The 14,281-nt window shown below is 53.2% G+C and carries 13 protein-coding genes and 1 riboswitch; of the genes, 8 read left to right on the forward strand and 5 right to left on the reverse strand.

The annotated features are described in order from the left end of the window. Positions 1-82 precede the first annotated feature (82 nt). Together JOD24_RS04140 and crcB are read right to left on the reverse strand one after the other, a co-directional pair. A complete protein-coding gene (locus JOD24_RS04140; RefSeq protein WP_429246391.1) occupies positions 83-439 on the reverse strand; it encodes a fluoride efflux transporter FluC in 357 nt (118 codons plus the stop codon). Next, positions 433-813 carry a fluoride efflux transporter CrcB gene (gene crcB, locus JOD24_RS04145; protein WP_380163703.1) on the reverse strand — a complete coding sequence of 127 codons (381 nt, stop codon included), beginning with the start codon at positions 811-813 and terminating at the stop codon, positions 433-435. Before crcB ends, JOD24_RS04140 begins: the two co-directional genes overlap by 7 nt. Positions 814-1,047: 234 nt before the next feature. Here crcB and JOD24_RS04150 point away from each other — a divergent pair, with 234 nt between their 5' ends. The 4 genes from JOD24_RS04150 (at position 1,048) to JOD24_RS04165 (ending at position 5,668) form a co-directional block, all read left to right on the forward strand. Further along, positions 1,048-2,007 carry a hypothetical protein gene (locus JOD24_RS04150; protein WP_429246392.1) on the forward strand — a complete coding sequence of 320 codons (960 nt, stop codon included), beginning with the start codon at positions 1,048-1,050 and terminating at the stop codon, positions 2,005-2,007. A gap of 175 nt (positions 2,008-2,182) precedes the next feature. Continuing rightward, positions 2,183-3,685 carry a family 10 glycosylhydrolase gene (locus JOD24_RS04155; RefSeq protein WP_429246393.1) on the forward strand — a complete coding sequence of 501 codons (1,503 nt, stop codon included), beginning with the start codon at positions 2,183-2,185 and terminating at the stop codon, positions 3,683-3,685. A 192-nt stretch (positions 3,686-3,877) separates the two neighbouring features. After that, complete coding sequence (locus JOD24_RS04160; RefSeq protein ID WP_429246394.1) at positions 3,878-5,182, forward strand: anti-phage deoxyguanosine triphosphatase; 1,305 nt, start codon at positions 3,878-3,880, stop codon at positions 5,180-5,182. A 48-nt stretch (positions 5,183-5,230) separates the two neighbouring features. Next, complete coding sequence (locus JOD24_RS04165) at positions 5,231-5,668, forward strand: hypothetical protein (protein ID WP_380163711.1); 438 nt, start codon at positions 5,231-5,233, stop codon at positions 5,666-5,668. A 215-nt stretch (positions 5,669-5,883) separates the two neighbouring features. Here JOD24_RS04165 and JOD24_RS04170 read toward each other — a convergent pair whose 3' ends face one another. Beyond that, on the reverse strand, positions 5,884-6,195 hold the full coding sequence (locus JOD24_RS04170; RefSeq protein ID WP_380163713.1) for a hypothetical protein: 312 nt from the start codon (positions 6,193-6,195) through the stop codon (positions 5,884-5,886). A 259-nt stretch (positions 6,196-6,454) separates the two neighbouring features. Between JOD24_RS04170 and JOD24_RS04175 the strand changes: the two genes are divergently transcribed. Beyond that, positions 6,455-7,015: a GNAT family N-acetyltransferase gene (locus JOD24_RS04175; protein WP_380163783.1), complete on the forward strand. Its 561-nt coding sequence runs from the start codon at positions 6,455-6,457 to the stop codon at positions 7,013-7,015. A gap of 24 nt (positions 7,016-7,039) precedes the next feature. On the opposite strand, the gene JOD24_RS04180 is transcribed toward JOD24_RS04175, so the two are convergent. Then, positions 7,040-7,873: a YqhG family protein gene (locus tag JOD24_RS04180; protein ID WP_380163715.1), complete on the reverse strand. Its 834-nt coding sequence runs from the start codon at positions 7,871-7,873 to the stop codon at positions 7,040-7,042. Next, the gene (locus JOD24_RS04185) at positions 7,854-9,578 is read right to left on the reverse strand and encodes a DEAD/DEAH box helicase (protein ID WP_429246395.1); all 1,725 of its coding nucleotides are present in this window, start codon (positions 9,576-9,578) and stop codon (positions 7,854-7,856) included. Before JOD24_RS04185 ends, JOD24_RS04180 begins: the two co-directional genes overlap by 20 nt. Positions 9,579-9,726: 148 nt before the next feature. Further along, positions 9,727-9,820, forward strand: a riboswitch (glycine riboswitch). Positions 9,821-9,984: 164 nt separating this feature from the next. On the opposite strand from JOD24_RS04185, the gene gcvT reads away from it, so the two are divergent. The 3 genes from gcvT to gcvPB are packed head-to-tail and all read left to right on the forward strand — an operon-like array spanning position 9,985 to position 13,940. Next, positions 9,985-11,082 carry a glycine cleavage system aminomethyltransferase GcvT gene (gene gcvT, locus JOD24_RS04190; protein ID WP_452233321.1) on the forward strand — a complete coding sequence of 366 codons (1,098 nt, stop codon included), beginning with the start codon at positions 9,985-9,987 and terminating at the stop codon, positions 11,080-11,082. A gap of 54 nt (positions 11,083-11,136) precedes the next feature. Further along, complete coding sequence (gene gcvPA, locus JOD24_RS04195; protein WP_429246396.1) at positions 11,137-12,483, forward strand: aminomethyl-transferring glycine dehydrogenase subunit GcvPA; 1,347 nt, start codon at positions 11,137-11,139, stop codon at positions 12,481-12,483. After that, on the forward strand, positions 12,480-13,940 hold the full coding sequence (gcvPB, locus tag JOD24_RS04200; RefSeq protein ID WP_429246397.1) for an aminomethyl-transferring glycine dehydrogenase subunit GcvPB: 1,461 nt from the start codon (positions 12,480-12,482) through the stop codon (positions 13,938-13,940). The genes gcvPA and gcvPB overlap by 4 nt, the downstream gene beginning before the upstream one ends. Positions 13,941-14,281: the final 341 nt, after the last annotated feature.

Raw genomic sequence — 14,281 nt, forward strand, 5'->3', positions numbered from 1 at the left:
TCTCTGGAAGCGTTGTGAAAAACCGTTCGCAAACGCAGGGTATCACAACGCTTCTAGAGGGTAACTATAAAGGGTCGACTCTCTATGAGACCCCTGCACCCACAACGGTTCCAGCAAAAGCTCCCAGGATCCCCAGAGTATAAGTGGTCCCTAAATAGATCACTGCCCGGGAGATACCTTGTTCCTGAACCATCTGCCAAGACTCCCAATGTAGGGTGGAAAAGGTGGTGTAGGCGCCCATAAAGCCGGTCCCGGTAAATAAAAGAGCATGGGGACCCCAGCCGGCTGCTGAGATCCAGCCCAACAGGAAGGATCCCGATAGGTTGGCGGCCAAGGTGCCCCAAGGGAGGAATTTTCCTCGGTTCCAAGGGCTGAGAAGATAGCGGGCGATCGCTCCCAATCCGCCTCCCGCCGCCACCCATAAACATGATGTTAGCATGCCCGTCTCCCCTTTCTTTTTGCGAGGCGTACCCCGATGTAGAGGAGGAAAAGCCCGCCCCATAGGCTGGCCAATAGGTAAAGACAGGCAGTTCCTATCTGCCCGGACTGCAACAGTTGCTGGGTTTCCATGCTGAAGGTGGAGAATGTGGTGAAGGAACCGATCAAACCGGTAGTGATACCTCCTCGGAGTGCGGGAGAGAGAAAAATTTTTGAAAAACGGCTGTGAAACCATCCCAGAGCCAGACAGCCGATCCAGTTGGCAGTCAGGGTCCCCACAGGAAAACTGCCCTCCGGCGACGCAAGGGCGAGACCCAGCCCATAGCGGAGGAGGGCTCCCAACACACCGCCTATTCCCACAGCAAGGATTTGCATGTGATTTCTCCTTCGTCATAGCAAGTTTCAAGTTCCGGTGTACAAACCGGGACTTTTTTAGTTTAGAGGAGAGGAACTCCCTTGGGCAAGCCCAGATCATCTATACATTCTCCTGTTTTTAGAATTTGCGGAAAAAAACCTTGTCATCTGATCGAAGGGGATGTATTATATAACAAAGGTGATAATGGGATATCTGTTATACTACAACTTAACCATGAGAGGGAGTGGGATCGGATGGAGGTGCGGGAGATGGATCGTTATCGGGGAGTGTTTACCAAAGTGCCGGGAGATCCGTCCCAGTGGAGACGGTGGGAACAGATGGGGCATCGGTGGATTCGCGATTATCGCCGCCAACAGGGAAACCTCCCGACTTCCCTGATCTGTGAGGGAGGAGAGCAGGTGTTTCCACGTTACTTTCAACTGCTGGCGCCAGGAGGGAGTCTCACCTTTCGCGGTTCCTTGGAGGGGGTTCACTTTACGTTTATGGGTAAACGCGGAATTCTCTCCCCTCGGCAAGCTTTTGAAAGAGCGAAGATGCGGCGGGGAGAAAAGGTATTGATCTATTATGGCTCCCAGCGGGGTTCCAAGGTAGACTCCCTGGGTATGGAGGCGATTGAGTCGGCACTCGACCTGGGCGGGATCCCAGTGGTGGCCGTCGCCACAGAGGAACAAGGCCGCTTCGTGAAAGAACGCTGGGTTGGACAACTAGCAGGAGTATTCAGTCTGGAGGAGATCCAAAGGGAAGAGAAGTCTTTCGATTGGCCGGCGGCGCTTCCCGTTCTGCCGGATCCGTCTTCGCAATTTCGGGAGTGTCGAGAGGCATTGACTCTGTATCAGGAACGGACGGTTCATCCTTTTTGCCAGCAGGCCCTTAGCCAGCTTGACAGGGATGTCCATCTGGAAACGGGATTTGATCTGGTATTTGAACGGGGCAGGCAGGATACCCTCGGCATCAGTATTCACTTAGTTCGGCCCGGCACGGGGCGGGTGGTATACGGGGAAGAGATGGCCGGTCGGCGCTATAGCTTTTATGCACCACAGGTTTGGATGAAGCAAAGACAGATCATCATGCCCACCGCCACCATTTTGGGGGAGGCACCTGTTTCAGCAGGGCAGGCGCCGACTTCGGAGGAGAGGTTTTCTACCAACGTGGAACAGCTCGCCCATTGTCTGGAGCCGGTGAGTACTTGGTAAAATTGTTGTCTAAGAAGAACCGTCTGTCGGTCACAGACGGTTCTCTTTTTATTCTATTTTTCCCTGAAGTCAGATTTCTACAAATCTCGCAATACATACAAGATAGAATGAGAGTGCGAGACGAGACCCTCCAGGTGCGGGTCCAGTCCAGATCATGGGGTTGAGGAGGAGAAAAATGAAGCGATGGGTGGCAGGGTTGACGATGCCGGGAGTATTATCGTTGTTTGCGGGAGGCCCTGTGCCGGTGGGTGCAGTGGAGCCGAAACGGGAATTCCGCGCTTTTTGGGTGGATGCCTTTCATGATGGGTTTAAATCTCCGGAACAGGTGGATCAATTGTTGAGAGATGTCAGACGGTCCCAAGCCAATGCCGTGATGGTGCAAGTGCGCCGCCGAGGGGATGCTTATTTCAACAAGGCTTTGGAACCTCGCACGGAAGACCCGGCTTTGCAAGCGGACTTTGATGCGCTGGATTATCTTTTGAAGCAGGCTCACAGCGGGACACCTCGCATCGAAGTGCATGCTTGGTTGACCACACTGTCCATTTGGAATTCTGCAACTCCACCGCAATCTCCGGATCACGTGTTTAATCGGCATGGTCCCGGAGCAAAGGGACGGGATTATTGGCTGATGGACAGTTATGACGGGGAGAACCGCTCTGGAGCCAATTATTTGTTGGATCCGGGCCATCCCGATGCTCTCGATTACACCGTGGATCAATATATTCATGTGGCGAAACAGTACCCTGTGGATGGTATCCATCTGGATTTGGTCCGGTATATGGGGGAGGAATGGGGATACAATCCGGTCAGTCTGGAGCGTTATCAGAAACAGACAGGGTTGGAGGAAAAGCCTCATCCTGAGGATGCAAGGTGGAAAGAGTGGCGTCGGAAACAGGTAGATCATCTCTTACGGAAGGTTTATCTGAAATCGATCGCCATCCGTCCGGATCTGAAAGTATCGGCGGCGGTGATCGCCTGGGGGAAAGGTCCACAGACCTTAGCAGAATATAAACAATCCGCCCCTTACAACCAAGTGATGCAAAACTGGGATGGCTGGCTTTCCGAGGGGATCCTGGATCTGGTGTTACCGATGAACTATGACAGGGAACATGAGGAGGAGCAGAGAGAGTGGTACCATCTCTGGGTCGATTGGGAAAAAGATCACCAGTATAACCGACAGATCGCCGCCGGACCGGGTATCTACCTCAACTCCATCTCTGGTAGCCTCTCCCAGATCAGCCGGGCTCAGACCCCTTCTGCGGCGGGGAATCACCTTGTTGGGGTTAGTCTTTACAGTTATGCCGAAACCAACAAAGACGAGGCTTCCCGTGAGGAATTCTTGACAGCTCTCACCAAGGCGACTTCCCATGGAAAGCCGGTATTCGCAGAGCCTGCTCTCCCGCCGAAGATGCCCTGGAAAACCCGTCCGCAAAAGGGTGCACTGATGGGACAAGTTCTTGACAGTAAAGGAAACTCGCCAGATGGACTGACTCTTCGACTCCGCCAGGGAAAGCGGATTCACACACTCCTAACCGACGGCAACGGCTTTTTCGGGAAGACAGAACTGTCCCCAGGTCTATACATCCTCAAATCGGATCGATTATCCAGCTCCAATCGCCTGCAAACCGTCCGTGTGACTGCGGGAAGGGTGACGGAGGTGAAGGTACAACTGAAATGAGAGGGGGCTTCCTTCGGAATCGCTACACTCAGGATCTTGAAGTATGATTAAAGGGAAGGGATTCTACATGGATTATCTTGGGTTTCAGAAAGTAGCCATCGAAATGGGAGATCATTTGTATGGATGATTAAGGCCTGAAAAAAGGATCCGAGCTCTCCAAGTGGAAATTCTAAGAGCGGGAGGTGGATTCAGATGTGGTTCAACAAAGAAGAGAATGGATTCTACCGCAAAGAGGACCGAGAACGTCGGATGGCACATCGCCCCCGTTCGGAACGGGATTTGCGAGATCCCTTTGAACGGGATCACGGACGGATTGTCCACAGTGCCGCCTTCCGGCGGTTGCAATCAAAAAAGCAAGTGCTCGGTACCGACCGTGGGGATTTTCACCGAACCCGTTTAACTCATTCGATGGAGGTAGCCCAGATTGCCCGGGGAATCGCACTTTCCCTCAATCTCCGCTCCCCTTGGCTTCCGGAGGAGAGGAAGATCGACATCTCGCTGGTGGAAGCTGCCGCCTTGGCTCACGATCTGGGCCATCCTCCCTTTGGCCATGAAGGGGAGCGGGCCCTGCACCGATGCATGTTGAAGGAGGGGGGATTTGAAGGAAACGCTCAGACGTTCCGCATCCTGACCCGATTGGAGGGAAAGAAAGGGGAGGGGTTGAACCTGACTCGGGCCTTATTGCTCTCCGTCATGAAATATCCCATTCTGCTGGATAAAGCTTTGCGGGATGCGAACTCCTATACGACGGATTTCCCCCCAAAGGCGAGTATCTATGCGGATGATCAGGAAGCATTCCATTGGGTGCTGGACCCCTTTACAGAAGAGGAAATCCGGTTTTTTATGGAAACAGAACCTGAAGCTTTCCCTTTCCCCCGGACCTGTCGCAAGTCTTTGGAGTGTTCTCTGATCGATCTGGCTGATGATATTGCATATGCCACTCATGATTTGGAGGATGCTGTCAGTTTTCGCTTGGTGGAGGTGGAGGAGCTGCAGGAAATCTTGGAGGAGGTGGCTCCGTCTTCATCATACGAGGAGTTGCAGCAGGCCAGAGCCCTGGCCCTGAGTCTCCATCCTCGGCAAGAGGACTTCAAATACAGACTGAAGCAGATGGTGGCCAATCTGATCTCCGCCTTTGTCAACCATACAGATCTGGTGAAACAAGGGGATTCGAGGTGTTCCCCTCGTTTTCATTATCGGGTGGTTCTCCCCAAAGGGTTGGAGCAATTGAATGGGGCACTGAAGGAAATGGTCAGGAAACGGGTGATCGATTCCCCTGAAGTTCAAGCCCTGGCATTCAAGGGAGAGCGGATCGTCCGGTTGCTGTTTGATGCGATGATGGATGAAGAAAAATTGCTTCCAGAAAACGATCGCAAAAGCTTGGAACTCGCACCGGATCAGCGGGCGAGGATCGTTTGCGATTACATCGCAGGAATGACGGATCCCTTTGCCGAGCGCATGTACCGCCGGTTGTACGGGTCTGGTCGGGAGCTCTGATCATATTTATTCCTCTCTTTATACAAACTAGGAAAGGGAGGAATCCATATGAGCATGATCCGGATGGGACAAGCCCTATGGGTAGGAGTATGGGTAGGAGTCTGGCTGATGACAGGGGGTCTGTCCCCAGTGGCAACTGGGGCGGAGCCGACGCGGATGGAATTGACCGGAACTATGCATTTGATCCAAATCCAAGGTGGTTGCTGGGTGTTGGAATCAGATCAGGGAAAACGCTATGAACTGGTGGGGGACCAGGCCTCCCTTCTTCCCTTGCGGCGAGAGGGTTTGCGGGTGAGTGTGGAGGTGGAGGCGGATCCGAATCTGGTAGGGCGTTGCATGGTGGGCCAGATGGTTCGTCTGATTCGGGTAATCCCCACAGAAACACATGGATCCCTTGGGAGAGAGTTCTTTGGAAGAGTGGGGCAGACAGTTTCCCGGTGGCTGGAAAAGGGGAGGGCCACTCTTTTAGGCTTTCCTGGGGCTTAATCGGCGGAGAGTCAGTCGGCTCGGATCGTATCTTTCTTCCATGACCATTGGATCTTTCGGCAAAGGCTGTAAATCTTTCATGATGGTATGAAGCGCAGTAAACGCCCCCGACAGGGATGTTCCGGTCGGGGGCGTTCATGATGTACAAATCAGTGCTCGTTTCAATAACCGAGCCGCTTTTGTCCAGGAAAAAGGTGCAATCACCGGATCACGGTTCAATAATAAGAAGGTTTGGTTTGAGGGCGGGCAGGATATTCCGACTCTTCCTCATCCGTGGATCCAAATTCGGTTACCAGCGGTTGCCGCTCGATGTCCAGAATATCCTGCCATTCATCTCTGGGCGTGTCCGTTGTGTCAGGCGTTAGATTGAGACGGTCGACTTCGACCGTATGTATTTCCTTACGGATATGGATGGAGTTCAGTTCAAAGTATTTTTCCAACACCCGGCGAAGGTCCCGTTGAAACTCTTCTTTGTTCTTGCCCTCATACTCTTGGGCGATATCAATTTGGATATCCAGTTTCCGCATGTGGGTGGCTCCTTCCTGATATACTCTCCTCCACAGGTGTATCCACCTTCATACTAAGACAAAACCCCAGGCAGTGACAAGCCGCCGACAGGTTACCCTCTTTATACAGTGTGCTTCACTCTCGTAGCGTCCGCTGAATGGATTTGGCCCCGGCCGCTTGTTTGTGGGTGGCCTTATTTTTATTGTGGCAGGAGCCGTGGCTGTGATAGATTGATAACAAACATATACCATGAAGTTGAAAGGGTGAGGATCCTTGGGGATGGCAAGCGATCGGATTGAACTCCGTTTTTTGAAGGAGTCGGAGGCGGAATTATCTTTAAGTCTTCACCTGAGAAATCGCTTATTTTTTGAGCGCTACTCCGTCACCCGGGAAGATTCTTTTTACACTCTCGATGCACGGAAGGAAGCGATTCGGCAGCAACAGAAGTTGCGGGAAGAGGATGCTTCTTATTCCTTTGGGATTTTTCTCAGGAAAACAGGTGAATTGATCGGGGAGATCGCTCTTACCGATATTCATCGCTCCAACTTGCAGAGTTGCTTGCTGGGTTATCTTTTGGATGAAGGGCATAACGGGAAAGGATATATGACGGAAGCGATCCGGTTGGCTGTCACATATGCTTTTGATGAGTTGAATCTGCACCGGATTGAAGCCGGGGTGATGCCAAAAAATCCGGGTTCAATGCGGGTTCTGGAAAAAGCGGGTTTTCAAAAGGAAGGTCTGGCTCGAAAAAACGTGGAGATCAATGGCCGCTGGGAAGATCACTGGATCTTTTCCATTTTGAACGGGGAGCACCGCAAGCAAATCTGTCCGGCTGGCTGAATGCCTTACCGGACTTATCTTCTTTCAATCAGATTCCTCCGCACTCTCTGGTGGCGAATCGAGGTAAAAGAGTCCGGCGTTAATCACTTCCACTTCGACTCGGGGGTGATACTGCCAGACGGTTTCCCGGAGTCGCTGTCTCTTCTCCGCATGGAGAGCATCACTCATTCGCCACTCCTCGGGATAATAGGAGTGGAGTTGTTCCAGCTCTTGCTCCATTCGCTCCATGGACTTCCGGGCCCAAGACAGGTCTTGCTGTTCAATATATCCCTGCAAGTGGTATTCCAGTTCACCCACAGCCTCTGCCAGGGGAAAAAGGGGCGGGAGTATATGGCGATGGGAGGGCAGACGAGGAGACCAATTGCGGTGCTGGATCCGGGGATAAAAATCTTTAGCCACCTCTCCAGTTCGCAGATGGATCCCCAGATGCAGAATTTCATCTTTTTTCATATCACAGATATAGGATACGTGGTAGTTGACTCCCAGCCAGGGATCGTAGGGCTTGGAACCGAGCCCGTTGCGCACCGGACGAGGGGTCTCCTCATATAAACGGACAAATCGTCCGTTTTTTTGTGCGGAGGCGAGCATCTGGTTGAACCGGGGAGAACCGTAGCTCAACAACTCGGCCCGGACTCCCTGAGGGGCGTCAGTTCCATCAAATATCCAGGTCAAGGTGCTCGGCTGGGGTGAAAGTCCCATCTTCTCTACATACATCCAGTAGAAGGGGCGGTGAACCAGGTCCTGATCCGCCTCCACAGAGAGTTCCACCTGGATTTGATTAGGGGCTTTTTCCAGGATGCGGCAGTCGAAGGCGTCCAGGTATCGTTCAGCAAAAGATTCAACTTGAGTGGGTTCCATCCAGGATCACCTCGGTTTGTACTTTTTTGGCCGTCATCTTCTGCCGGGCTTTCTCAAATGTATCTCCCAGGGCGGAGAGGCGCTGTCGAATCTCTTGGTCATCCTCGGATTCCAGCAGGATCTTCATGACGCTCTTCTCCATCTCTTCCCCGGATCCCCATTCCGTTAGGATGGTTTCCATGTCTCCGATCACCATGCGGAACATGTTGATCTTTTCGTGGAGAAGCCATAAAATATGCTCTTCAATGGTATCCTGGGTGGCAAAATTATAGATGGTCACATCCTTTTCCTGCCCTAGACGATGGACTCGCCCGATCCGTTGTTCTACTCGCATCGGGTTCCAAGGGAGATCGTAGTTGATAATATGATTGCAAAATTGGAGGTTGATTCCTTCACCGCCGGCTTCTGTCGCCACCATTACTCGGGCTCGGGTGCGAAAAAGCTCCATCATCCAATCTTTTTTATTGCGAGCAAATCCGCCCCGATAGGGAACCGCAATGATTCCCTCAGCGGCGAGGGAGCGCAGGATCAGATCCTGGGTGGCCCGGTATTCGGTGAAAAGAATCGTTTTCTCCTCGGTAGAACGGATCAATTCCACCGCTTTCTCCACCTTGGATTGTTGTTTGACGCTGCGGAGCAACTCCACTAGACGATATACATTCGGTGGCAGTTCCAGATCTGAACCCACCCCCTTTTTTAGGAGTTTGAATAGGGTGAGGAAAGCGGCGTCCCGGCTACTGCAAACTTCTCGTTGCAGGGTGATCAGGGAGAGCAGGCTTTTGATAGGCCCGTCCTGTTCCCGGTATTGCTCCCTCACAAAGTGGGTGATTCCTTCATACAGTTCCCGCTCGGCAGGGGAAAGGGTGATGGAGACGGTCTTCACATTTCGTCTGGTGAAGGCGATATGGCCGTCACTCCGTTTGTTTCGGATCATGAGCTGTTGAACCTCTTCCCGTAGCTTCTCCTCGTTCTTCGGCTTCCGCTTACCGGCCACATATTGAGTGCTGAAAGCCTGTTGTTGACCCAGATGCCCCGGTTTTAACAGGGTGACCAGATTATACAGTTCATACAGGTCATTTTGAACCGGAGTGGCAGTGAGAAGGAGTGCGTACTTCTTTCGGATTTCATTGACGAATTGCCAGTTTTTCGTACGTCGATTTTTCAGTTTGTGAGCTTCGTCAATGATCAACATATCATAGTGACGTCCTAACACCTTGGCGCGATGAGGATCCCGTTTGGCGGTATCAATCGAGGCGACCAGGATATCATATTTGTCCCACATCCACTCTTTTTTCTGGGCGGTGGCGGGAATCTGGAACTTCTGATTCAATTCCCGGGTCCATTGCAAGACCAAGGAGGAAGGGACTAGGATTAGGGCGTTCTTCACTAAGCCTCGCACCAGGTACTCTTTTAGAATCAAGCCGGCCTCAATTGTTTTCCCTAGGCCGACTTCATCTGCCAGGATGGCACGTCCGCGCATTTCCCCCAATACGCGACGGGCGGTTTCCACCTGATGAGGCAGGGGAGTCACGCCTTGCAGGAGCCCCAGGCTCCGCAGAGAGTCAAAATCGGGAATCCGTTGAGCTTCCGCGGCTTCCAAAGCCAGCTGGAATCGTTTCCAAGTGGACCAACTGCTGTCTGTTTCCACCCTTTGCAAAAAATCATTCAGCCACCGACGGTCCATCCGGATCGGAACTGATTCCATAGATTCACACCTCCGTTTCATAAAACCCGGTCCTTTCTTCCAAATTAGTATGAGAGGAAAGACCCTCTCTTATGTAAAATGGTAAAGGTCTCGAAATAGGGGGCTGAATGTGGCACAATGAAGGGGAATGGACCTGTTTCCGGAGCGGTTGAAGGCGGGAGGAGAGACCTAGATCCGTGGCGCCGAAGGAGCAAACCGGGGGGGTACACCGGTGAATCTCTCAGGCAAAAGGAGGCCCGCCAGACGTTCCCTGGAAAGAGCCCTCAGCGGCCACCCAAGGGGCAAAACCCGATGTATCGGGCCAAACTCTCAGGTAACCGGACAGGGAAAACGGATCGGGGGATTCATCACAGTGAAGGGTTTTTATGTCACCCGTATCTTGCGGGGCAACGGAGGTGGGATGAGAGTGACACAACTGAAACGGACATCGTTATACCCTCTTTACAAGGAGGAGGCCAAGCTGGTCCCCTTTGGCGGATGGGAGATGCCGGTGCAATTTTCGGGAATCAAGGCGGAGCATGAAGCAGTTCGCACCCGAGCCGGTCTCTTTGATGTCTCCCATATGGGAGAGGTGGAGGTGGAAGGAGCAGGTGCTCTGGACTTGCTGCAAAAACTGATGACCAACGATGTCTCCAAACTGGTGGACGGCCGGATCCAATATACGGCCATGTGCTATCCCGATGGGGGGACGGTGGACGACCTCCTGATCTACCGGAAAGGGGAAGGGCGGTACTTTTTGGTCCTGAATGCCGCCAACATCGACAAAGATGTGGAGTGGATCGAAAAACAGCTTCAAGGAGATGTAACGGTCAAGAACCTTTCCGCGGAGACGGGGTTACTGGCGTTGCAGGGGCCTTTGGCGGAAGAAGTGCTTCAGGGATTGACACAGACGGATCTGTCGCAAATCAGGCCCTTCGCTTTTCAGGAAGCGGTTTCTCTCGGAGAGGTGAAAGGGTTGGTCTCCCGTACAGGGTACACTGGAGAGGATGGTTTTGAGATCTATCTTCCGGCAGCGGATGCTCCGACCCTATGGCAGCGGATTTTGGAAGAAGGTAAGGAACGGGGAGTGATTCCCTGTGGTCTCGGTGCCAGGGATACCCTTCGCTTTGAAGCTCGGCTTCCTCTCTATGGAAACGAACTTTCTGCCAGCATCTCGCCCATAGAGGCGGGGATCGGATTTGCAGTGAAGCCGGACAAAGGGGAATTTGTCGGCCACGAAGTGCTGGCCAAACAAAAGAAAGAAGGACCTCCCCGGAAATTGGTCGGACTGGAGATGGTAGGCAGAGGAATCCCCCGCTCCCATTATCCGGTGTATGTTGGGGAAGAAGAGGTGGGTGAAGTCACCTCGGGTACCCAATCTCCCACGTTGAAAAAGAATGTGGGTCTGGCACTGATCCAGGCGGAACACGCAGAGTTGGACCGAGAAGTGGATGTGGAGATCCGGGGAAAAAGAATCCCGGCAAAAATTATCAAAACCCCTTTTTATCAACGTCCGAAACAGTGACCGCCGGATCGAGGTAGACACGGGGTCGGAACAATGCCAGAGGAGGAATCTGGAGTGAACTTTCGATACTTGCCCACTACGGAGGCAGATCGCCGAGAGATGTTGGAAACTCTCGGGATCGATTCTGTGGAAGACCTCTTCCAAGATATCCCCAGGAACATTCGGTTCCAGGGACGTCTCAACATACCGGAGCCCATGGCGGAACCGGTTCTGACCCGACATATGAAGCGGTTGGCAGGGAAAAACGCTTCTTTTGATCAATACGCTTCGTTCCTGGGGGCAGGGGCTTACGAGCATTACATCCCTAGCGTGGTCAACCATGTGATTTCCCGTTCTGAATTTTACACTGCTTACACCCCCTATCAACCGGAGATCAGTCAGGGCGAACTGCAGGCGATTTTTGAATTTCAGTCGATGATCTGTGAGTTGACGGGAATGGATGTGGCTAACTCTTCCATGTATGATGGACCTACCGCTCTGGCAGAGGCGGCCGGGGTGGCTTCCGCCGTTTCCAGAAAGTCGAAGGTGCTGATCTCTCAGGGAGTTCATCTGGAAGCCCGAGCCATTTTGAGAACCCAGGCCGAGGGTCTCGGCCTGGAGGTGGTGGAGATTCCCTGCAAGGACGGAGTGACAGATCTGGAGAAGTTGAAAACGTCCTCCGATGGGGAGACGGCGGCGGTGATTATCCAATCCCCCAACTTCTTCGGAAATCTGGAAGATCTGGCTGCGGTGGAACCGATTGCCCATCGGCATAAAGGATTATTGATCGTCAGTGCCAATCCGGTCTCCCTCGGTCTTTTAAAACCGCCAGGGGAATTCGGGGCGGATATCGTGGTGGGAGATGCGCAACCGATGGGAATTCCTGTCCAATTCGGTGGCCCCCATTGTGGATTTTTTGCTGTCACCAAAAAGCTGATGCGAAAGGTGCCGGGCCGGATCGTTGGCCAGACGACAGATGAGGAGGGAGTCCGAGGGTTTGTGCTGACCTTGCAGGCCCGCGAACAGCACATCCGTCGGGAGAAAGCGACATCCAACATCTGTTCCAATCAGGCTTTGAATGCCCTGGCGTCTGCGGTCTGGATGACCGCTCTCGGCAAGGTGGGCTTGCAACAACTGGCCAAACTCAACCTGGATAAGGCTCACTATGCCCAGGAACAGTTGAGTCGACTGAATCAGGTGGAGCCGCTCTTTGACCAGCCCTTTTTCAATGAGTTTGCTCTACAGCTGAATCGACCGGTGGCTGAGGTAAACCAGGCACTCTTCAAGGAAGGGATCATCGGCGGTTTCGATCTGGGCCGTCACTATCCGGAGTGGGCGGGATCGATGCTGATCGCGGTGACCGATATGCGCACCAAAGAGGAGATCGATCAGTTGGTCGGCGTATTGGAGGGATTGTCATGAGCGAGGAGAAAGCATTGATCTTTGAGATGAGTAAGCCAGGCCGGAGGGCGTACAGTCTTCCCCCGTCGGATGTTCCCGCTGCAGAGGTATCGGAGTGGATTCCCGAGAGCATGCTTCGGGAAACTCCGGCGGAACTGCCGGAAGTCTCCGAGTTAGATCTGATCCGCCACTATACCGAGCTGTCCCGCCGCAACCATGGGATCGACAATGGATTTTATCCTCTGGGTTCCTGTACGATGAAGTACAATCCGAAAATCCATGAAGATGTGGCTCGCTATCCGGGATTCGCTCAGATCCACCCCTATCAAGGGGAGGACACGGTTCAGGGGGCCTTGCAATTGCTGTATGAATTGCAGGAGGATTTGGCGGAAATCACCGGGATGGACCGAGTCACCCTGCAACCCGCTGCCGGTGCCCAGGGGGAGTGGACCGGGCTGATGATGATCAAGTCCTACCATGAACTCCGGGGGGAGGGGAGCCGGAACAAAGTGATCGTTCCCGACTCCGCTCATGGGACCAATCCGGCCAGCGCCAGCGTGGCCGGGTTTGAAGCGGTGACAGTGAAGTCCGATGAGAAGGGTCTGGTCAGTGTAGAGGATCTGAAGCAAGTGGTGGGAGAGGATACCGCCGCCTTGATGTTGACCAACCCCAACACACTGGGACTGTTTGAAAAGGAGATCAAGGAGATCGCCGAGATCGTCCATGAAGCCGGGGGCTTGCTCTATTACGACGGTGCCAATGCCAACGCGATCCTGGGGAAAACCCGCCCTGGGGACATGGGCTTCGATGTAGTCCACCTGAATTTGCATAAAACCTTTACCACACCCCACGGCGGGGGAGGTCCCGGATCGGGTCCCGTCGGTGTGAAGGAGGTCTTGGTTCCCTTCCTGCCGGCTCCACTGGTGGCGAAAGAAGGAAATGGTTACTACTTCGATGATGATATTGCTCATTCGATCGGGCGAGTCAAAGGATTCCACGGCAATTTCGGTATGCTGGTGCGGGCTTATACCTACATCCGCACCATGGGACCTGACGGCCTCAGGCAGGTGTCCGAAGATGCGGTTCTGAATGCGAATTACCTGATGAAGCGATTGCAATCTCATTTCGATGTGCCCTTCAATCAGGTGTGCAAGCACGAATTCGTCCTGTCAGGAAACCGGCAGAAGAGTCAAGGGGTTCGTACTCTGGACATGGCCAAGCGCCTGCTGGACTTCGGAATCCATCCGCCGACAGTCTACTTCCCCCTGATCGTCGAGGAGTGCATGATGATCGAACCGACGGAAACAGAGAGCAAGGAGACACTGGATCACTTCATCGATGTGATGATTCAAATCGCCAAGGAAGTGGAAGAACATCCGGAGGAGGTCCAAGAAGCTCCCCACCACACTCCGGTGAAGCGCTTGGACGAAGTTACCGCCGCCCGCAAGCCGGTATTACGGTGGCAAAAAGAAGATTGATGAAGGAATCCCCCACCTGGTATGGTGGGGGATTCGTCGTCTTCGAAAAGGGATTTTGAGGATGACCGGTTTGTCGGGCGTGTTTTACGCAGTGATCGTTGACTCAGGTGATGTTGCATCCACTGTTCATCCCAGACTCCCCGGGTGAGGAAATGGCTCCACGTGGTTCGGTGTCGATGTTCACGACTCCACGTGTTCACATTCGTCAGCGTCCTTGAATTCAACCTCTCCTCCGATATATATTTTATCAGGGCTGTTGATTAACCAGAAAATGGGCAGCGGAAGGGAGTCGTGTGCTGCCATAGCGAGACCTGGGAGCGGAAGCGACCTTGGCGAGACTT

The sequence above is a fragment of the Kroppenstedtia sanguinis genome (genome assembly GCF_050433445.1).
GTDB lineage: Bacteria > Bacillota > Bacilli > Thermoactinomycetales > DSM-45169 > Kroppenstedtia > Kroppenstedtia sanguinis.